Below are 19,685 nucleotides of genomic sequence, written 5' to 3'. Positions count from 1 at the left end.
GATGTCAGAGCGGCGCGATCTCGAGCAGCTGGTCGCCGTCCTGGTCCACCTGGATCGTGCTGTGCGTGATGCCGAAGTCGCGCTCGAGCGCCTCGGCGAGACGCAGGCGGACCGCGTGCCAGTCCGCCTCGCGGGCGACCAGGATGTGAGCCGACAGCGCGGGGAAGCCCGAGGTCACCTCCCACACGTGGAGGTCGTGCACCTCGACGACGTCCGGCTGGCAGGCCATGGCGTGCCCGATGGCCTCGGGGTCGAGCCCGGCCGGCGCCGCCTCGAGGAAGACCCGCCCGGACGCCATCAGCAGCGAGTAGGCGGCCCGCAGCATGGTCGCCGCGACGAACAGCGCCGCCACGCCGTCCGCCTGCCGCCAGTCGGTGAGCAGCATCACGGCGCCGGCGACCGCGGTCGCGATGAACGCGTAGAGGTCGGTGAGGACGTGCTGGAAGGAGCCTTCGACGTTCAGGCTGCGGCGGTCGGCCCCTGCGAGCACCCACGCCGCGATCAGGTTCACGACCACGCCGACGATGGCCACGATCAGGACCGGTGCCCCCTCGACCTCGGGCGGGTGGACGATGCGCTGCACGCCCTCGATCACGATCAGGAGGCCGAGCACGAGCAGCGTGGCGCCGTTCACCTGGGCCGCGAGGATCTCCGCGCGCTTCAGGCCGTAGGTCAGCGCGCCCTTCGCCGGGCGTGCCGCCAGCCGGATCGCGACGAGCGACAGCACGATGGCCGCCGCGTCGGTGAGCATGTGCGCGGCGTCCGACAGTAGCGCGAGCGAGGAGACGGCGATGCCGACGATGACCTCGACGACCATGAAGCTGACGATCAGCGCCAGCGCGATCGAGAGCCGGCGGACGTTGGCGTCGGGTCCGATCGCGTGCGAGTGCCCGTGGCCGGAATGGCCGCCGTGGCTGCTGCCCTGAGGTGTCGCGTCGCCCATCGGCGAGGCATGCTCGCACGCGGACGGCGACGGGAGGCCGAGCCGGGAACGGGACCGGTTCCCAAGGCACGCGCCCGACTAGGCTGGGCGTGTGTCTGCTCCCCTCGACGATCGCGCGAAGCGCCTGGCGCTCGCGGCGGCGATCATGGGGTCGTTCGTCGCCGGCCTCGACGCGACCGCCGTGAACGTCGCGCTGCCCGCGATCCGGGACGATCTCGGCGGCGGGCTCGCGGGACAGCAGTGGGTGTCGAACGCCTACCTGCTGATGCTCGGGTCGCTGATCCTGGTCGGCGGCTCGCTCGGGGACCTCTTCGGCGAGCGTCGTGTCTTCGCGATCGGCGTGACCGGCTTCGGGCTGGCGTCGCTGCTCTGCGCGCTGGCCCCCTCGATCGAGGCGCTCGTCCTGGGCCGCGTCCTGCAGGGCGTCTTCGGCGCGCTGCTCACGCCGAGCGCGCTGGCCGTGATCGTGGCGGCGTTCCCACCGGCCGAGCGTGGCGCCGCGATCGGCTCGTGGACCGCCTGGGCGGGGATCGCCACCGTGATCGGGCCGCTCGCCGGCGGCTACCTGGTCGACAGCGTCTCCTGGCGGCTCATCTTCGCCATCAACGTGCCGTTCGTCCTGCTGACCCTGGCGCTCATCCGCGTGGCCATCCCGGCGCAGCCGCCCCGGACCGAGGTCGTCCACGTCGACTGGACCGGCGCGGTGCTGACCGCCTTCGGACTGGCCGGCCCGGTGCTCGCGCTGATCCGCCAGCCCGAGGTCGGCTGGGGCAGCGCGCAGGTCTGGGGACCGGGCGTCGGCGGCATCGTCCTGCTGGCGGCGTTCCTCGTCCACGAGTCGCGGACCGCGCACCCGATGCTGCCGCTCGGCCTCTTCCGGCGGCGCAACTTCACCGTCGGCAACCTGCAGACGTTCGCGATGTACGCCGGCCTCAGCGTCACGTTCTTCTTCCTGGTCCTCTTCCTGCAGCAGGTGGCCGGCTACGACGCGCTCCAGGCCGGGCTCGCGACGCTGCCAACGACCATCGTGATGTTCGTGCTGTCCAAGCGGGCCGGGCGGCTCGCGGATCGCCTGGGCCCGCGGATCTTCATGGGCGGCGGGCCGCTGCTGGCCGCGGCCGGAATGGCGCTGCTGCTGCGCCTCGACGCGCAGCTGGACTACTGGACCGACCTGTTCCCGGCGCTGGTGGTCTTCTCCCTCGGCCTGTCGGCGACCGTGGCGCCGCTGACCGCGACCGTGCTCGCGGACGCCGACGAGGCCGTCGCCGGCATCGCGTCCGGGGTCAACAACGCGATCGCCCGGGTGGCCGGGCTGCTGGCCGTGGCCGCGATCGGCGCCGTGGTGGCGTCGCAGTTCGCCAGCCGGCTCGACGATCGCGCCGGTGCGCTGGCGAGCACGCCCGCGGCCCGCGCCGCGCTCGCGGAGGCCCGCGGGTCCACGCTGTCCCGCGTCGATCCGGCCGTGGTGGGCGCGCCGGTCGCGGAGGCCGTCGAGGACGCGTCGGTCGGCGCCTTCCGCGTGGGAATCGGGATCGGCGCGGTCCTCGTCGGGCTGGGCGGTCTGCTGGGCCTGGTCGGCATCCGCAACCCCCGCCGCGAGGTCCGCTGCGAGGACTGCCCCGGCGGTCAGCTCGCCGGCCAGCCGCTGGCGGCCATCAGCGCACCCGCCCCCGCCGTCGCCGACCTGGAGCCTGTGTGACATGGAGTCCTTCGCCGAGATCCCGTCCGAGGTCGAGCGCCGAGTCCGCGCCGGCGAGCGGGTCGTCCTGATCCTGCTCGACGCCCTCGGGCTCGCGTTCCTGGAGCGGCACGACGACCACCCGCTCGTGCGGCGCCTGGCGGTGACGCCGCTGCGCTCGCAGTTCCCTTCCACCACGACCGCGCACGTGACCACCATGCACTTCGGCCTCCCGGTCGAGGACCACGGGCTCTACGAGTGGAACGTCCTGGAGCCGACGCTGGACACCGTGATCTGCCCGTTCATGTTCACGCCGTCGGGGGCACCGCTGCCCGGCGGGCTGCTCGGGAAGCTCGACCCCGCGGCGCTCGCGCCCGGGCCGTCGTTCTACCGCCGGCTCGGGGTGCCGTGCGCGATGTTCGGTCCGCGGCGCATCGACGGGTCGCCGTTCGGGACGGTCGCACTGGACGGGGCCGCGCGCCACCCGTTCGACGAGCTCGCGGACGGGGCGCTCGCCCTGGCCGCCGCGATGCGCGACCCGGACGGGCCGGTCTACGCGCACCTCTACTGGGACCTGATCGACGCCGTCGGCCATCGCGACGGTCCGTCGTCCCCCGCCTTCGACGCCGAGGCACGGGCCGCGCTCGACGCGCTGTGGACGGCGCTCGAGTCGCTCGAGGGCGTCACGGTGCTGTTCACCGCCGACCACGGCCAGGTCGACGTCGCTCCGGACCGGGTCGACTACCTCGACGAGCTGTGGCCGGAGCTCCCCGGCCACTTGTCCCACGCGCACCCGGCCGGCTCGTCGCGCGACTGCTTCCTGCACGTGCTGCCGGACCACGTCGACGCGGTGCTGGCCGGGTTGGGGGACCGGCTCGACGGGCTGGCCGAGGTGCGGCCCGCCGCCTCGCTGTTCCCGCGGGTCGGCCCGTTGCTCGCCGCCCGGCTGGCGGACGTGGTGGTGCTGCCGGTCGCGGGGCGGCAGGCGTGGCTGCGGTCGGCGGCGGGGCCGGAGCAGGTGTTCCGCGGGCACCACGGCGGCCTGGACCCGGCCGAGACCGGGACCTACCTGGCGCGCCTGACCTGACGACGGGGAGGCCGGAGGATCTGGCGGTCAGACCCGCTTCGTCTTCCGGGCGTCCGCGGCACGGACCGGTGCGTGCTGCTCCGCGGAGGATTCGGCGGGGCATACCCCCGTCACCCTCCAGGCGTCCGGGTGCGGGAGCGGCGCGTGCTTGCTCCGCGGAGGATCCGGGGGGTCAGACCCGCGTCAGGCTCCGCGGGCGAGCAGCGCGCCGACCAGACGCTCGAGCAGCGGGCGCAGGGTCGCCGCCGGATCGTCCTGCGGTGCGGCCAGGGAGGCGAGGAGCAGGCCGTCCAGCGTCGCGACCAGCAGCCGCGCGTCCGTCTGCGGCTGCCGCGAGCCGGCGCGCGTGAGCAGGTCGTCGAGCAGGTCGACGTAGACCGCCGTCCACTCGCGCTCGATGGCGCGCAGCTCGGGTCGCCGGGCGGCCTCGAGCCACAGCGAGTACGCGGCGACGAGCGCGGCTCGGCTCCCCGAGAGGTCGGCGGTCAGCAGGTCGGTGAGCGCGCCGGGAAGGCCGCCCGGCCCGCGGGTCGCAGCGGACGCGGTGAGCGTCCGCATGCGCGCGATGTCGCGGTCGGCCGCGAGGCGATAGGCGGCCGTGAGGAGCTCGTCCTTGGACGCGAACCAGTACGTGGTCGCGGCCACGGGAAGCCCGGCCGCGGCTGCCACGCGCCGGTGGGTGATCGCGCCGACACCCTCGTCGGCCACCACCTGCAGCGCGGCCTCGAGGATGACGGCCCGGCGCGCCTCGCCGCGGGGCGGGCGGTCCGGCGTCGCCATCAGTGGGCGCCGGACAGGTTCAGCCCCACGACGCCGACGATGATCAGCGCCAGCGAGGCGATCTTGGCGGGCGACGAGGACTCCCCGAGCGCGACGATGCCGATGAACGCGACGACCGCCGTCCCGGCCCCCGACCAGACCGCGTAAGCCACCGACACGTCGAGCTTGCGCAGGACCAGGAACAGCAGCGCGAAGGAGCTGACGTAGCCGACGACGACCACCGCCAGCGCCGGGAGGTTCCCGTTGCCGGCGGACCTGAGGGACAGGGTGGCGGTGACCTCGAGCGAGATCGCAGCGGCGAGGTAGAGCCAGGCGAGGAGCATGTCGGGACAACTGTACCGAAAACGGAACAAATGTTCCGAAGGGCGCGGCTGGGCTGCAGTCCACCGCCACCCGTCGTCCGGACTTTGACCCCCGCCGGGGGTGCGGAACCCGGGGTCAGCTATTCAGGGGGGCGCGTCAGACCGACCGCAGCCAACGCGAGAACAGTCGCAGCGCCGCCTGCGCCGCGGCCGGCGCGTGCTCCGCGGTCTGGGCCCGCAACTCGTCCGGGTCGTAGACGCGCGCCGCGAGGTCGCGGCCGTCGGCGGCGATCCAGTCGTCGACGATCGCCGGCGTGACCTCCGGGTGGAACTGGACGCCCAGGTGAGGCCCCGCGGCGAACGCCTGCACGCAGAACTCGTCGCGGGCCAGCACGCGCGCGTTGGGCGGCGGCAGCACGGCGTCCTCGTGCCACGACAGCCACGGCCCGGACGGCAGCGCCTGGATGTCGATGCTGGGCGTGCGGATCCACCCCACCTGCGGTGCGGGCATCCGGTGCACCCGCCCGCCGAGGGCAGCCGACAGCACCTGCATCCCGAAGCAGACGCCAAGAACCGGGACGCCGATGACCGCGGCCCGGCGGATCCACGCGATCTCGGTCCCCACCCACGCCGCGCTTCCGCCGTCGACCGCCGACGCGTCCGCCCCCAGGACGACGACCGCCCGCGGCCGGTCGTCCCCGCTCGGCAGCGGCTCGGCGTCCACGCGGACCGTGCGCACGCCGGCGCCGAAGCGCGCGGCCAGGAGGCCGCCGAGCAGTCCGGCGGGGGCGTCGTCCTGATGCTGGAGGACGAGGAGGTCGGCCATGGCGCTGACCGTAGTGCAGCCCGTCCGCTGGCGATCGCCCCGCCACCATCGCGCTCGATGTGCCGCCACGTGCGCGGGTGGCGTGTGGTGGCACATCGACGCCCGCGACGGTGACCGCCAGCAACCAGCGCGGCGAAATGTTACGGTCCCGTCCATGTCCCGCTCGCGAGTCGTCCGGCTGCTGCTCGCGGCCTCTGCCGCCACCCTCGCTGCCACCGGGACCGCGGCCGTCCCGGCCACCGCGACCGCCGCCGGCACGCCGCCGCTCCCGGTCAGCTACACCCCCGTCCCCCTGCTCGCCGGCGGTTTCACGCCCGACACGGTCGCCGGCGCCAACGACTTCGCCTGCAAGCCGTCGGCCGACCATCTGAACCCCGTCGTGCTCGTCCACGGCCTCGGCGCCACGCTCGGCGACAACTGGGCGACCATGGCGCCGCTGCTGAAGAACAACGGCTTCTGCGTCTTCGGCCTCACCTACGGCCGTCAGACCGGGCTCGACTTCGTCGGCGGGCTGAAGCGGATGGAGGACAGCTCCGGCGAGCTCGAGGTGTTCGTCGACAAGGTCCTCGCCGCCACCGGGGCCAAGAAGGTCGACCTGCTCGGCCACTCCGAGGGCACCGTCATGCCGCGCTGGTACCTGGCGTTCCGCGACGGCGCGGCCAAGGTCGACAAGTACGTCCAGCTGACACCGCTCTGGAACGGGACGAACCTCGCCGGGATCGGCGATCTGCTCGGCGTGGCCAAGACGCTCGGCGCCGCGCCCGCGGTCTACTCGACCTTCGCCGGCGTCGGCTGCGGCTCGTGCCCGCAGTTCGCCCGCGGCTCGGAGTACCTCGACAAGGTCAACGCGGCCGGTCCGGCGGTCCCGGGCGTCAGCTACACCACCATCGCCACCAAGTACGACGAGCTCGTCATCCCGTACACGAGCGGCTTCCTCACGGCACCCAACGTCAGGAACATCCTCCTGCAGGACGTCTGCGCGACCGACTCCTCCGAGCACCTCGGGGTGGCCTACTCGCCGGTCGTCGCGCAGCTGGTCCTGAACGCGCTCGCCCCCACGCGCGCCCGGCCCGTCCCGTGCACCGTCGTCACGGCGCTCGGGACGCCGAACCCGCCGTCGGTCGGCCTCGCCCCCGCCGCGGACAAAGACAAGGACACCGGCAGAAGCACCGGCTCGGCTGCCGGCGGTGCGAAGGAGCGGTCCTGCACCCGCGGCCGCGCGCTGACCCTGAGCCTCGCGCCGTACACGCGCGGCGGGGCACGGGTCCGGTCGGCGACCGCCACCAGCGGGACTCGACGGGTCGGCCGCCGGACGGGCCGTGCGCTGAGCACGATCCGGGTCACCGGCCTGAAGCCCGGGCGCCGCACGATCCGCCTGCGCCTCGTCACGAGCCGCGGCACCCGCACCGTGACGCTCGCCCGCACCGTCGCCTGCGCGCGCCGCTGAGCCGCCACCAGCCCAGGGCCGACCACCGGATGGGGGTTATCCCCACCAGCCATCGGCCCGCTGCCAGGCTGGCCCGCAGGCGTCGCTGCCCGTAGGTTCCTGGCATGTCCACGGTCGCCACAGCGGGGGAGGAGCCCACCGAGCCGATGCCCGGCGTGCTCCCGCCCGCGGGGCCCAGCGGCCGTCGGCGGCGCGGCCCCATCCGCCAGGCGGCCGCCGAGTTCCTCTACGTCACGGCCGCGCTGCCGCTCGGCGTCCTGTGGCTGACGGTGTTCGTCGTCGCGCTGTCGGTCGGCGCGGGGCTGTTCGTCCTCGTCATCGGCATCCCGATCCTGGTCTGGACCATGATGGGCTGGCGCGGCGTCGCCTCGCTCGAGCGCGACCGCGCGGCGCTCGTGCTCGGTGCGCCGATCCCGCCGAGCGAGCGCCCGCTCACCGGGGCCCGGGCCCGCGACCGTGCCCGCGAGCGGATGGCCGACCCGGCCACCTGGCGCGACCTCGGCTACCTCGCGCTCCTGACGTCCGCCGGCCTGCTCATGGCGACGATCATCGTCGCGCTCTGGGCGACCGTCGCCGCCGCGCTGGCGTATCCGTTCGTCCGCGGCACGATGCCCGAGCAGGCGTGGTTCGTCCGGCAGGGGGACGACCTGACGATCGGCATCGTCGCCGGCGGGGTGGTCGTCGGCGTGATCGCGCTGCTGGCGACCTCGGCCGCGGCGCACGGCTGGGCCGCGCTGGCCCGGCGGCTGCTCGCCCCGGACGCCGAGGCGCTCCTCGCCCAGCGCGTCAGCACGCTCGAGGAGACCCGCGCGGGGGTCGTCGACTCCGCCGACGCGACGCTGCGCCGCATCGAGCGCGACCTGCACGACGGCGCGCAGCACCGCCTCGCGTACATCGCCATGACGCTCAGCCGCGCGCAGGACAAGATCGCCGAGGACCCCGAAGGTGCGGCCGAGTTGCTCGACGGCGCCCACGTCGAGTCCAAGAAGGCGATGAAGGAGCTGCGCGACCTGGTCCGCGGCATCCACCCGTCCGTCCTCTCCGACCGCGGGCTCGACGCCGCCGTCTCCGGACTCGGCGAGCGGTGCGCGGTCCCGGTCGCGATCCGCGTGGACATCGGCGACCGGCGGCCACCCGCCGCCGTGGAGACCGCCGCCTACTTCGTCGTCGCCGAGTCGCTGACCAACGTCGACCGCCACAGCCGCGCGACCCGTGCCACGGTCGAGATCCGCTGGGAGGGCGACGCGCTCGAGGTCACGATCGCCGACGACGGGCACGGCGGCGCCCGGCGCGCCCCCGGCTCCGGCCTTGAGGGACTCGCGCAGCGGCTCGAGGCCCTCGACGGCCGGCTCGTCGTCACGAGCCCGTCGGGCGGGCCCACCACCATCAGAGCGGAACTGCCATGCGCGTCGTGATCGCCGAGGACCTCGTCCTCCTCCGGGAGGGCCTGGCGTCCCTGCTGACCGACCACGGCCACGAGGTCATCGACGCCGTCGGGGACGGCGACGCCCTGGTCGAGTCCGCGACGCGCGTGCGGCCGGACCTGTGCATCGTCGACGTCCGCATGCCGCCGACCCAGACCGACGAGGGGCTGCGCGCCGCGCTCGAGGTCCGCCGCCGCGCGCCGGAGGTCGCGATCCTGATCCTGAGCCAGCACGTCGAGGAGCGCTACGCGACCGAGCTGCTCGGCGGGGGCGCGACCGGCATCGGCTACCTGCTCAAGGACCGCATCGCGGACGTGCGCGAGTTCGTGTCGGCGGCCTCCCGCGTCGGCGCCGGTGGCACGGCGATCGACCCCGAGGTGGTGGCGCAGCTGCTCTCCCGCCGGCGCCGGGTGAACGTCCTGGACGACCTCACCCCGCGCGAGACCGAGGTCCTCGGGTTGCTCGCCGAGGGCCTCAGCAACGCCGCGATCGCCGAGCGCCTGGTGGTGTCCCACGGCGCGGTCGAGAAGCACGTGAAGAACGTCTTCGGGAAGCTCGGCCTGCCGCAGACCGACGCCACGCACCGCCGCGTGCTCGCCGTCCTGACCTACCTGGGGGCGTGACCGGGATGCCCGCCGCCGGCTACCGCTGCCCCGTGGTCATCCGCGCGACCGCGGCGTTCCTCGGCGTCCTGCTCGCGGTGGCGATGGTCGCCAACGGCGCCGTCACGCTGCTGGACGTCGCGGCCCGTGCGTCGTACACGACCCGCACCTCGTACGCGGCCCCGTCACGGCTTGCGATCAAGATCGACGAGGGCCGCGTCGAGCTCGTCCGCGCCCCCGCCGGCGGACGGCTCACGGTCCGCGCCCGTGTCACCGGCGGGCTCGCCTCCCCGGACGTCAGGCGCACGTACGAGGACGGAAACCTGACCCTCGACGCCGACTGCCCGATCGTCCTCGTGATCTCCTGCGGGGCCCGCTGGACGGTCGGGGTCCCCGACGGCACGGCGGTCGGCGTGGACAGCAGCGGCGGCGACATCGCGGTCGACGGAGTCCGCGCCCGCGGCACGCTCCGGGTCCGCAGCAGCGCCGGCGACGTCCGCGTCACCGACGTCGGCAGCCGTCGCGTGGACGCCTCATCGAGCGCCGGCGACGTGCACGTCGAACTGTCCGCGGCCCCGACCGAGCTGCGCGCCGAGTCCTCGGCGGGGGACGTGCACGTCGTCGTCCCGGACGTCGTGTACGACCTCGACGCCTCGACGTCGGCGGGCGACCGCAGGTCCAACGTCAGGACCGACCCCGAGAGCAGGCGCCGGCTCGTCGCGCGCTCGTCCGCCGGCGACGTCGACGTCGAGGCGCGGGGACGGTAGAACGCCCGTCCTCAGGTCGGCGTGAGCAGCAGCATGGCCACGTCGTCCGGCAGCACGCCGCCGTTCGCGACGGTCGCCGCGTCGTGCAGAGCCTCGAGCAGCTCGCTGCCGTCGGGGAACTGCGGCTGCAGCAGCTCGGCCCAGCGCTGCAGCGCGGGCGTTCCCGTCCGTTCGACCGCCCCGGGGGCGACGCGGCCCTCGGTGATGCCGTCCGTGAACGCCAGCAGCGAGGCGCCTTCGGGCAGGGTGGTGGCGGTGGTCGTCCAGCCGCTGTGCTCGAGCAGGCCGAGGGCCGGTCCCCCGGTCAGGCCCACCTCGGCCGCCCGGCCGTCGTGCAGCTGCAGCGGCCAGGGGTGGCCGGCAGTCGCGATCTCCAGGCGCCGGGTGCCGCACTCGTAGCGCCCGGCGAGGGCCGTGATGAACATCGAGTTCTCGCGGCGCTCCCGCAGCGCCACGCGGTTCAGCCGCGCGAGCAGGACGCCGGGGTCCGGGTCCTGCTCCTGCAGCGCGACCCACGCGGCTCGCAGCCCGACGGCGAACGCAGCCGCCTCCGGCCCATGTCCGGCGACGTCCGCGAGGACGAAGTGCACCGCGTCGCCGTGCTCGATGGCGTCGAAGAAGTCGCCGCCGATCAGCAGCGTCCGGCCGCCCGGCTGGTAGAAGGTGTCGATCGAGCACGCCATGGTCAGCGGCGCGAGGGTCGGCAGGAGCTCACGCTGGAGCCGTTCGCTGACCTCGACCATGTCCGCCAGGTGTCGCTCCCGCTCGGCGCGCTCGCGGGCCTGCGTGAGGATGAGGCGCTCGTTCACGCGGTCCCGCTCCTCGCGCGTCTCGTCGAGGTCGAGCGCCTGCGCCCGCAGCTCGATGATCGTCATCGCGGACCCGGCGAGCTCCGTGAGGATGAGGACATCGTTGCCGGACCAGACGCGCGGCTCGTGGCCGATGGCGCAGAAGCTGCCGATCACGAAGCCGTCGGTGGTCCGCAGCGGGATGCCCGCGTAGGCGATGACCGACAGGTCGCGGACCGCGAGGTTCTCGCGGACGACCGGATGCTCCCGCGCGTCGCTGACGATCAGCGGCTCCCCGCTGGCGATCGTGTGCTGGCAGAACGAATGGCTCAGGGGCGTCTCGCGCGTGGTCGCGTACGGCTCGGGCAGGCCGACGCAGCTCTTGAAGAACTGACGGCCCGAGTCGACGAGCGAGACGAGGGCGACCGGGACGTCGAGGATCAGGCAGGCCGCGCGGGTCAGGCGGTCGAACGCCTCCTCCGCCGGCGTGTCGAGCAGCGCGACCCGGCGCAGGGCGGCGAGCCGCCGCTCGTTCAGCACGGCGTCGTCTACCCGGGGGGTGTCGCCATTGACGGGCATCGCGCCTTCCAGCATATGTCGAATCTCTAGCTACCTGCGTCAACGAGTCGCAACCGTGCCAACCGTGTCCGGATGCGGACAGTCCGCACCGTCGTGGGGCTACCCTGGCCGCGATGGACGAGGACGGCTTCCAGCAGACGCCTGCCGAGCGCGCCGTGGCCCGCGCCCTGATCGACGAGTCGGGTGTCGGCAAGCCGCTGTCGCGCCGGGCGATGCAGCGCGAGCGCAGCGTCGAGACCTACCTGCGCGGTTCGCTCATGCCCCGCTACATGCAGCGCGCGGCGGAGATCGAGCAGTGGACGGTCGTCCACGCCCAGGCCCTGCGCGCGGCGTACGCCAGGCTGGAGGAGGCCCACGCCCGGGACCCCGAAGGCCTCGAGGCCGCCTGGACGCAGACCGTCGAGGGCTGGAACTTCTCGAAGGTGAACCTGCTGATCCAGCAGCACAACGCCTGGTACCCGATCGAGCGCGACCTGCCGATGGACCCTCGGACCGGGGACTACGTGCTGGTCCACGGTCGCTCGTACCGCCGCGAGGAGCTCGGGCCGGCCTGGGCGCGGACGGTGCTGATCGTCGCGGGCGACTGATCGCTGCGGGGTCCCCGACCGCGGCTCCTACACTCGACGGGTGAGCTTCGAGCGCGGCAGCGACTCCGGCCCGGCCGATCCGTTCGGTCATCAGGGCCGTATGCAGCACGTCCGCCATGACGTGCGCGTCGGCTACCTCGGCCTCGGCACGATGGCCTGCCCGGAGTGCGATGCGCCGGTCGCGCTGCCGCCCGGATCGTTCGCGCCGGTGACGGCGATGGAGTGCCCGTACTGCGCGCACCTGGGGCGCGTGCGCGACTTCCTCACGCTCGCGACCGCCGCACGTCCGGCGCGGCCGGCTCGGGTCCGCGTCCGGATCGTGGACGCCGGGCGCATGCGCGTCGACCCCGTCTGACGGCCGTGGTGGGGCGCGCGGCCGTCAGGCGGTCGGGTTAACCCAACCGCGCAGACGCCCGCCACCCGGCTGGGCGCGGCGACGGCCCGTTCATAGCGTGCGGGTATGCCCTCCACCCCCTCGAAGACCCTTCCCCTGGCGGCCCGCGTCGGTCGCTGGAGCACCCGTCATCGCGCCATTGCGATCGGCCTCTGGCTCGCCTTCGTCGTCGCCGCGATCTTCGCCGGATCGCTCACCGGCACCAAGGAGTCCGGCAGCGACGGCGGCACCGGTCAGTCCGCCCGGGCCGACCGCCTGGTCGACGACCACTTCCCCGAGAAGACGGTCGAGTCGCTGCTCATCCAGCGCCGGGACGGCGGCCCGATACGCACCGCGACGGTCCGGGCCACCACGGCCGAGCTGACGGACGCGCTGCGGGCGGCCCCCGGGGTCACCGCCATCGACGACCCGTTCACCGGCGACGTAGGGACGGTGTCCCCCGACGGCCGCTCGGCGCTGATGCGGGTCGACCTGCGCGGCGACACCGAGGCCAACGAGAAGCGCATCGACGGCATCGAGCGCAAGGTGCAGCTCGTCGCCGCCGCCAGCCCGGAGCTGCGCATCGGCCAGTTCGGCGACGCGAGTGCCGACAAGGCGATCTCCAAGATCTTCGAGGACGACTTCGCGAAGGCCGAGAAGCTGTCGCTGCCGATCACGCTGCTGATCCTCGTCCTGGTGTTCGGCGCGTTCGTCGCCGCGGGCGTCCCCCTGCTGCTCGCGGCCACCGCGGTCGCCGGCACGATCGGGCTGCTCGGGCCGGTGTCCCAGCTGGTCCCGATGGACGAGACAGTGACGTCGGTCGTCCTGCTGGTCGGCATGGCGGTGGGCGTCGACTACTCGCTGTTCGTCATCCGGCGCGAACGCGAGGAGCGCCGCAGGGGACACTCGGCGCAGGACGCGCTCGCGATCGCGTCCGCCACGTCCGGTCGTGCGGTGCTGACCTCCGGCCTGACGGTCATGGCCGCGATGGCCGGCCTGCTGTTCGCCGGCGACCCGACGTTCAGCTCCATGGGCGTCGGCGCGATGCTGGTCGTCGCCGTCGCGATGCTCGGCTCGCTGACCGTCCTGCCCGCGGCCCTGTCGCTGCTCGGCGACCGGATCGAGAAGGGCCGCATTCCGGTCCTGCACCGCCTGCTGAACCGCGGCTCGCGCCGTGCCCCCGCTGCCGGAGCGGGCGTTGATGGGGTGGACGCTGCCGGGGCGGACGCTGCGGGCGGGCGCGGGTGGGACCTCATCCTGCGCCCGGTCCTGCGGCGCCCCCTGGTCGCCGCGATCATCTCCGGCGGGGCGCTCGTCGCGCTGACGATCCCGGCGTTCTCGCTGCACACGGCGACGTCGTCGATCGACGACATCCCGCGCACCATCGAGGTCATGAAGGTCTACGACCGCATGCAGGCCGCGTTCCCCGGTGGCCAGATCCCGGCCCAGGTCATCGTCCACGCGGACGACGTCACCGCCCCCGCCGTCACCGCCCAGATCGCCGACCTGAAGGCCCGCGCGCTGAAGAGCGATCGCCTGCAGGGCCCGATCACGGTCTCGGTCACGCCCGACAAGCGCGTCGCCCGCGTCGAGGTCCCGGTCGACGGCAACGGCAACGACGCCGCGTCCGAGCGGTCGCTCGACGAGCTCCGCGACCGCATCCTCCCGGCGGTGTTCCCGAGCTCAGGTGAGGCCGAGGCGCTCGTGACCGGGCAGACCGCGGGCTCGCGCGACTTCAACGACCTGATGAAGTCCCGCGCGCCGATCGTGTTCGCGTTCGTCCTGACGCTCGCGTTCCTGCTGCTGCTGGTCACGTTCCGCTCGATCGTCATCCCGCTGAAGGCGATCGTCCTGAACCTGCTGTCCGTCGGCGCCTCCTACGGCGTGCTCGTCTGGGTCTTCCAGGACGGCCACCTGGAGTCGCAGCTCGGGTTCACGTCGCACGGCTACATCACGAGCTGGCTGCCGATGTTCCTGTTCGTGATCCTGTTCGGGCTGTCGATGGACTACCACGTGTTCATCCTCAGCCGCATCCGTGAGGCCGTGGACCGCGGCGCGAGCACCGCCGACGCCGTGTCGATCGGCATCCGCGGGACGGCGGGGACGGTGACCAGCGCGGCGCTCGTGATGGTGGCGGTCTTCTCGATCTTCGCCACGCTCAGCGCCGTGGACTTCAAGCAGATGGGCGTGGGCCTGGCGACCGCGATCCTGCTCGACGCGACGATCGTCCGGGCGGTCCTGCTGCCGGCGTCGATGTCGCTCCTGGGGGAGCGCAACTGGTACCTCCCGTCGTGGCTCGAGTGGCTGCCGCAGGTGCGGGCGCACGACGCGGTGCCGACCGGACTGGTGGACGGGCCGCCGCGGGGCGGCGTCGATCCGGTCGACGCCGAGGATCCGGACGCTGCCCGCGCCGCCCGTCGCGAGCGCCGCGCGCTGACCCGCGCCTGACCCACCACGGTCTGCCGCCTGACGGAAAACCGGAGACGGCGTCCGCTTGGACGCCGTCCCGCTTTGGGTTGCGGGGCGTGGGGCATAAGATGGTTGCGCATACACCTTGTTGTTGCGGCTCCTGCGCCATGGCCACCTCGACCGACACCTCGACCCTTCCCGCCGAACTGGACCTGCGCCGGCTCGGCCGCCGCGCGCTGCAGGTGATCGCGGTCCTGGTCCTTCTCGGGCTGGCAGCGATGCTGACGCCGGGCCTCGGGGAGCTGCGGGCCAAGCTCGACGACGCGATCTGGGGCTGGCTCGTCGTCGCGGTCGTGCTGGAGGGGCTGTCCGGGATGTCGTACGTCCTAATGTTCCGCCCCGTCTTCTGCCGGCTGATGAGCTTCCGCAGCGCGATGGAGATCAGCTGGTCGGAGCTGGGGATGGGCTCGCTGGTACCGGCCAGCGGGATCGGCGGGCTCGCGCTGGGGGCCTGGGTCCTGACGCGCGACGGGATGTCCGCGGAGCACGTCGCGGAGCGGTCGGTCGCGTTCTTCCTGATCAAGAGCTCGGTCAACTTCGTGGCCGTCGCGGTGCTCGGGGTGATCATGTTCGCCGGGGTCGGGCCGTCCGAGTCGGTCTGGCTGACCCTGCTGCCGGCGGCGATGTCGGTCGCGCTGATCGCCGCGATCTTGAGCGTGCCGCGATTCGGCCCCGGCCGGGTGCCGGGGGACGGCGCCGGCCGCGTGCGGCGCGCAGTCGCCAAGGGCCGTGCCGCGCTCATCGAGGGCACGGCGGCCGCGATCGTGATCGTCCGGCGCGGCGACCCGCTGCTGATCATCGGCGCGATCGGCTACTGGGCGTTCGACAACGCGGTCCTCTGGGCCACCCTGCACGCGTTCGACGTCGACGTCCCGCTGACGGTCGTGTTGATGGGCTACCTGATCGGCCAGCTCGGCGGACTGCTGCCGATCCCCGGCGGCATCGGCGGCATCGACGGCGGCCTGATCGGGACGCTAATCGTCTACGGCGCCCCGGCGGCCGGCACCGCGGCGGCCGTGCTGGCCTACCGGGTGATCCTCTTCTGGCTGCCGCTGCTGGCCGGCGCGGTGGCGTTCGTCTCGCTGAAGCGCGCGATCGACCATCCGGGTCGGCCCGACCTGTGCCGTGAGGCGACCACCGAGGGCGCCGAGCGCGAGGCGGCGCGGCGGGGTGTGACGGCCTGACTCGTGGCCGCCCGCGCGGGTCGGGTCGGGCTGATCCGCGACGCGCGGGGTCGGACCGCGGCGCCGGGGCTGTGAATGACGATTCACCGGGGTGGGAGCCGTGCGATCCACCACTCACTGGATCCGGCCGGCCCGACCGGGTGTGAATGACGATTCACCGGGGTCCCAGCCGTGCGATCCGCCACCCACCGGCCGTCCTTGCCGCAGCGACCGGGGCTACGCTCCCCCGGTGCCGAGCCTCCACGACGTCACGGCCGCCCGGCGCGACCCCGAGCTGGTCGTGCTCGAGGGGTTCCACGCGCTGAAGCACGCCGTCCGCTTCGGCGGTGACGTCCTCGGGGTGTGGACCGCCGACGGCCCGGCCCTGGAGGCGCTGCGGGAGCGGCTCGCGCCCGACCTGGCGCTCCCGCCCGTCACGCTCGTCGAGCACGAGGAGCTGACGCGGGTCGTCCCGCGCGCGCAGGTCCTCGCGCTCGCGCGCCGCCCCGTGCAGCCGGATGCAAGGGCGCTGCTCGCGCTGCCCGGACCGGAGCCGGTGATCCTGCTCGAGGCACCGCGGCACCTCGGGAACCTGGGCGCATGTGTCCGGGTCGCCGCGGCCGCCGGGGCGGCGGGGGTCATCTCGACCGGGGACCAGGATCCGTGGCACGCCGACGCCCTGCGCGGGGGCGCGGGCCTGCACTTCGCGCTGCCCGTGCGCCGGGTCCGCGAGCTACCGCCGACCGATCGCGCGCTCATCGCGCTCGACCCCGAGGGGGACGTCCTGGGCGCAACGGGGACGCCGGCGATCCCGCCGCGGGCGGTGCTCGCGTTCGGGACCGAGCGCGACGGCCTCAGCGACGCGCTGCTCGCACGGGCCGACGCGCGGCTGGCCCTGCCGATGCGGCCAGGGGTCTCGAGCCTCAACCTCGCGACGTCGGTCGCCGCGGTGCTCTACGGCCTCCCGAGCCGCACCTGACCTCCGGCCCCGGCGACGGACGACCGCGTCCGTTCCTCCGCACCCGGCCGCGGAAGAACGGACGCCGCTGCTGCGCAGAACGTCAGGAGAGCCGGGCCCCCAGGTGCTGCGGCCGGTCGGCCAGCGAGCCGAACACCGCGCGCAGCCCCCGGCGGGCCGGCTGGTGCGCGCTCCCATCGAGGTCCGCCGCGCGCCGGCGCAGCAGCTCGACGTAGCCCGCGGTGAACGTGAACGGGTCGGCGATCGCCTCGCCCGTCCCGAGGGCGCGGGCGGCGAGGATGTCGCCGTCGACCACCGCCACCAGACACGCGCCGACCAGCGGCGTGCGGCTGTCCAGGCGGGCGAGGTCGCGGAGCGCCTCCGCGTCGGCCGGGGTCGCGTAGCGGATCGTGACGTCGGCGCCGGGGAGCGCCCGCGCCCGGCGACCGGTCTGCGTGGCCGGGCCGCGCGTGGGCTCCTCCTCCGGGGGCGGGGCGTCAGGTCGCCCGGGGTCACGCGCCAGGACCGCGGCGCGGTGCGAAGAACCGGCCGTGACGGCGGAGCTGGACGGGTGGTCAGTTGCGTTGAGGTTAGTCATTGGCCTAGCATGGAGTGAATGGACCTCCCCGTACAGAGCCAATCAGGGGTCCAATCCGACGCCGCCGAGGCGTTCGCCAACCAACTTGGCGCTTGGACCCATCGAAAAGGACCGCGGTACGCGCAATTGGCCGAGGCCATTGTCGACCTCGTCGCGCAGGGACTTCTGGACGAGGGCACCCGCCTGCCGACCGAGCGCGCGCTGGCGCAGCAGATCGGCGTGAGCCGCGGGACCGTGGTCGCGGCCTACGCGGACCTCGCCGACCGGGGGCTGGTCGTCCGTCGCCAGGGCAGCGGCACGTCGGTCGCCGCCGGCCGCCGCACGCCGGTCGGACGCCACCTGCGCAACGACGGCTTCACGCGCCAGGTGAGCGGACCGGCGGTCGCGATCGACCTGTCGCTCGCCGCGCCGGTGTACGACGACGTGGTCGCCCGGCTGCAGGCGAACACGGCCGACGTCATGGCCGCGGGTGCCGCTCCACACGGCTACACCCCGCTCGGGCTTCCCGCGCTGCGCCACGCGATCGCCGGACGGCTGTCGGCGCAGGGCGTCCCCACGACCGCGGCCCAGGTCCTCGTGACCCCCGGTGCCCAGGGGGCGCTGCAGCTCATCACCGCGGCCTACCTGCGCGCGGGGGACCGGGTCATTGTCGACACGCCGACCTACCCGGGGGCGCTCGAGCTGTTCTCGCGCGCGGGGGCTCAGGTGGACGGGATCCCGCGCGACCACGCCGGCCCGCGGCCCGGGCACTTCGAGCGCGCGCTCGCCGACGGCGAAGCGGCCCTGGCGATGTTCGTCCCCACCTGCCACAACCCGACGGGCACGACCATGTCCGAGCGCCGCCGTCACGAGCTGCTCGCCGCGATCCGGGACCACGAGGTGCTGATGGTCGAGGACCTCACCATGGCCGACCTCAGCTTCTCGGGCGAGGCGCCGCCGCACATGGTCGCGCTCGCGCCCGATCGCATCATCGCGATCGGATCGTTCAGCAAGGTGCTGTGGGGCGGCCTGCGGGTCGGCTGGATCCGCGCGGATCCCGCGACGATCCTGCGACTGGGTCGCCTGCGGACCGCGCAGGACATGGGCTCGGGCCTGCTGGACCAGGCCGCCGTCCTCGCCGCGCTCCCGCAGTTGGACGAGATCATCGTCGGCCGGCGCCGGCTCGCGCAGGAGCGGGAGGCCGTCCTGCGGGCCGCGCTCACCGAGCAGCTGCCCGAGTGGGAGATCGGTCGCTGCGACGGTGGGTACGGGCTCTGGATCAAGCTGCCGCAGGCCAACGCGGCGCAGGTCGTGAACGCCGCGCTCCAGCACGGGGTGGCGATCGCCGGCGGCGGCGTCGGGTCGCTGGACGACCAGCACCTCGATCACGTCCGGGTCTGCTTCACGCTCGCCCCCGAGATCCTGGTCGAGGCGGCGTCGCGGCTGCGCGCGGCCTGGCAGCAGGTCTGCGCCGACGACGGGACGACGACGATCCTCGCCGCGGTCTGAGCCAGGACCCCTCGCTCAGCAGGTCCGCCGGAACGCGCTCAGCGAGGTCCGCTTGAAGATCGCGCTAAAGCTGCGGCGGCGCGCCTCGGCGCAGAACTGGTCCGGCGCGCGCTCGTACTCGATCGCGTAGACGGGCCGTCGTGCCGCGACGAAGGGCGCGTACTGCGCGCACTCGCGGAAGCGGAAGCAGCTCTCGACGACGGCGCCGTCGAACCATCGCCGCAGCCGCGGCACGAGGCCGCCGGTGTTCTTCAGGACGACGGCGAGACCCTGGCGGTGCGCCTCGTCCGCGAGCGCGCGGTTGAACCGCACCTGGTCATCGGCGGTGAGCGGGAAGCCGGTGTCGTTCTCGTAGCCGTTCATGTTGTCGGGGTCCACGCCGTCGAAGCCGTTCCGGGCGCAGGTCCGAAGGCGGTCGCGGAGCAGCGGTAGCAGGACGTCCAGCCGGCGGACGTCGAGCCAGCGCTCATCCGGATAGCCGTCGTAGAGCCGGCCGACGACCGCCGGCGGGAAGCGCTGCGCATCCGCCCGGTAGGACTCGAGCGAACCCGCGTCGATGTAGCCCAGGACCTTCGCGCCGCGCCGCTGCAGCGCACGGACGGTCGCGGCCGGCGTCCCGTCGCAGTCGACCTCGACGACCGGCGCGGGGACGGTCACGTCGATCCGGCCGGCGAGCTGGATCTGCCAGGGGCGGACGGTCGGGCGGGGCTCCCAGCACGACCCGGCGCACGGTACGGGCCGCGCCGCGGCGCCCGCGCTCGGCGGCAGGAGGAGGCCGAGGAGGACTGCAGCGAGAGCTGCGGCGAGCGTCGGACGCCGGCTCACG

The 19,685-nt window shown here is 74.0% G+C and carries 19 protein-coding genes; 12 read left to right on the top strand and 7 right to left on the bottom strand.

Annotated elements, in window-relative coordinates; genetic code table 11:
- Positions 1 to 4 precede the first annotated feature (4 nt).
- A complete protein-coding gene (locus DSM112329_RS25245; RefSeq protein ID WP_354699334.1) occupies positions 5 to 943 on the bottom strand; it encodes a cation diffusion facilitator family transporter in 939 nt (312 codons plus the stop codon).
- 91 nt (positions 944 to 1,034) lie between these two features.
- On the opposite strand from DSM112329_RS25245, the gene DSM112329_RS25240 reads away from it, so the two are divergent.
- Together DSM112329_RS25240 and DSM112329_RS25235 are read left to right on the top strand one after the other, a co-directional pair.
- Positions 1,035 to 2,642, top strand: coding sequence for a DHA2 family efflux MFS transporter permease subunit (locus DSM112329_RS25240; RefSeq protein WP_354699333.1), 1,608 nt, complete (start codon positions 1,035 to 1,037; stop codon positions 2,640 to 2,642).
- Position 2,643: 1 nt separating this feature from the next.
- Positions 2,644 to 3,708: an alkaline phosphatase family protein gene (locus DSM112329_RS25235; RefSeq protein ID WP_354699332.1), complete on the top strand. Its 1,065-nt coding sequence runs from the start codon at positions 2,644 to 2,646 to the stop codon at positions 3,706 to 3,708.
- Positions 3,709 to 3,891: 183 nt separating this feature from the next.
- Here the strand turns inward: DSM112329_RS25235 and DSM112329_RS25230 are convergent, their stop codons facing one another.
- From DSM112329_RS25230 to DSM112329_RS25220, 3 genes are all read right to left on the bottom strand, one after another.
- Positions 3,892 to 4,488, bottom strand: coding sequence for a TetR family transcriptional regulator (locus DSM112329_RS25230; RefSeq protein ID WP_354699331.1), 597 nt, complete (start codon positions 4,486 to 4,488; stop codon positions 3,892 to 3,894).
- Complete coding sequence (locus tag DSM112329_RS25225) at positions 4,488 to 4,811, bottom strand: SMR family transporter (RefSeq protein WP_354699330.1); 324 nt, start codon at positions 4,809 to 4,811, stop codon at positions 4,488 to 4,490. The genes DSM112329_RS25230 and DSM112329_RS25225 overlap by 1 nt, the downstream gene beginning before the upstream one ends.
- A 136-nt stretch (positions 4,812 to 4,947) precedes the next feature.
- Positions 4,948 to 5,616: a gamma-glutamyl-gamma-aminobutyrate hydrolase family protein gene (locus DSM112329_RS25220; RefSeq protein ID WP_354699329.1), complete on the bottom strand. Its 669-nt coding sequence runs from the start codon at positions 5,614 to 5,616 to the stop codon at positions 4,948 to 4,950.
- A gap of 154 nt (positions 5,617 to 5,770) precedes the next feature.
- On the opposite strand from DSM112329_RS25220, the gene DSM112329_RS25215 reads away from it, so the two are divergent.
- From DSM112329_RS25215 to DSM112329_RS25200, 4 genes are all read left to right on the top strand, one after another.
- Positions 5,771 to 7,063 (top strand): alpha/beta fold hydrolase, encoded by a 1,293-nt coding sequence (locus DSM112329_RS25215; RefSeq protein WP_354699328.1) that lies wholly within the window; start codon positions 5,771 to 5,773, stop codon positions 7,061 to 7,063.
- Positions 7,064 to 7,167: 104 nt separating this feature from the next.
- Positions 7,168 to 8,478 (top strand): sensor domain-containing protein, encoded by a 1,311-nt coding sequence (locus tag DSM112329_RS25210; protein ID WP_354699327.1) that lies wholly within the window; start codon positions 7,168 to 7,170, stop codon positions 8,476 to 8,478.
- The gene (locus DSM112329_RS25205) at positions 8,466 to 9,110 is read left to right on the top strand and encodes a response regulator transcription factor (RefSeq protein ID WP_354699326.1); all 645 of its coding nucleotides are present in this window, start codon (positions 8,466 to 8,468) and stop codon (positions 9,108 to 9,110) included. The genes DSM112329_RS25210 and DSM112329_RS25205 overlap by 13 nt, the downstream gene beginning before the upstream one ends.
- Before the next feature lie 5 nt (positions 9,111 to 9,115).
- Entirely contained in the window at positions 9,116 to 9,856 is a 741-nt protein-coding gene (locus tag DSM112329_RS25200; protein WP_354702528.1) for a DUF4097 family beta strand repeat-containing protein, read from the top strand.
- Between the two features lie 11 nt (positions 9,857 to 9,867).
- Here DSM112329_RS25200 and DSM112329_RS25195 read toward each other — a convergent pair whose 3' ends face one another.
- Positions 9,868 to 11,223: a GAF domain-containing SpoIIE family protein phosphatase gene (locus DSM112329_RS25195; RefSeq protein WP_354699325.1), complete on the bottom strand. Its 1,356-nt coding sequence runs from the start codon at positions 11,221 to 11,223 to the stop codon at positions 9,868 to 9,870.
- Between the two features lie 113 nt (positions 11,224 to 11,336).
- Between DSM112329_RS25195 and DSM112329_RS25190 the strand changes: the two genes are divergently transcribed.
- The 5 genes from DSM112329_RS25190 (at position 11,337) to DSM112329_RS25170 (ending at position 16,794) form a co-directional block, all read left to right on the top strand.
- Positions 11,337 to 11,810, top strand: coding sequence for a hypothetical protein (locus tag DSM112329_RS25190; protein ID WP_354699324.1), 474 nt, complete (start codon positions 11,337 to 11,339; stop codon positions 11,808 to 11,810).
- A gap of 40 nt (positions 11,811 to 11,850) precedes the next feature.
- Entirely contained in the window at positions 11,851 to 12,165 is a 315-nt protein-coding gene (locus tag DSM112329_RS25185; RefSeq protein WP_354699323.1) for a hypothetical protein, read from the top strand.
- Between the two features lie 105 nt (positions 12,166 to 12,270).
- Entirely contained in the window at positions 12,271 to 14,631 is a 2,361-nt protein-coding gene (locus DSM112329_RS25180) for an MMPL family transporter (RefSeq protein ID WP_354699322.1), read from the top strand.
- Positions 14,632 to 14,759: 128 nt separating this feature from the next.
- A complete protein-coding gene (locus DSM112329_RS25175; RefSeq protein WP_354699321.1) occupies positions 14,760 to 15,836 on the top strand; it encodes a flippase-like domain-containing protein in 1,077 nt (358 codons plus the stop codon).
- A gap of 229 nt (positions 15,837 to 16,065) precedes the next feature.
- Entirely contained in the window at positions 16,066 to 16,794 is a 729-nt protein-coding gene (locus DSM112329_RS25170; RefSeq protein ID WP_354699320.1) for a TrmH family RNA methyltransferase, read from the top strand.
- An 82-nt stretch (positions 16,795 to 16,876) separates the two neighbouring features.
- Here DSM112329_RS25170 and DSM112329_RS25165 read toward each other — a convergent pair whose 3' ends face one another.
- The gene (locus tag DSM112329_RS25165) at positions 16,877 to 17,371 is read right to left on the bottom strand and encodes a hypothetical protein (protein WP_354699319.1); all 495 of its coding nucleotides are present in this window, start codon (positions 17,369 to 17,371) and stop codon (positions 16,877 to 16,879) included.
- 126 nt (positions 17,372 to 17,497) lie between these two features.
- Between DSM112329_RS25165 and DSM112329_RS25160 the strand changes: the two genes are divergently transcribed.
- Positions 17,498 to 18,859 (top strand): PLP-dependent aminotransferase family protein, encoded by a 1,362-nt coding sequence (locus DSM112329_RS25160; protein WP_354699318.1) that lies wholly within the window; start codon positions 17,498 to 17,500, stop codon positions 18,857 to 18,859.
- 15 nt (positions 18,860 to 18,874) lie between these two features.
- Here DSM112329_RS25160 and DSM112329_RS25155 read toward each other — a convergent pair whose 3' ends face one another.
- Positions 18,875 to 19,684 carry an endo alpha-1,4 polygalactosaminidase gene (locus tag DSM112329_RS25155; RefSeq protein ID WP_354699317.1) on the bottom strand — a complete coding sequence of 270 codons (810 nt, stop codon included), beginning with the start codon at positions 19,682 to 19,684 and terminating at the stop codon, positions 18,875 to 18,877.
- Position 19,685 lies beyond the last annotated feature (1 nt).

It is taken from the genome of Paraconexibacter sp. AEG42_29 (assembly GCF_040581415.1).
Taxonomy (GTDB): Bacteria; Actinomycetota; Thermoleophilia; order Solirubrobacterales; family Solirubrobacteraceae; genus Paraconexibacter.
The sequence above is the reverse complement of the archived record's forward strand: the minus strand, read 5'-3'. Positions and strand labels throughout refer to the sequence as shown.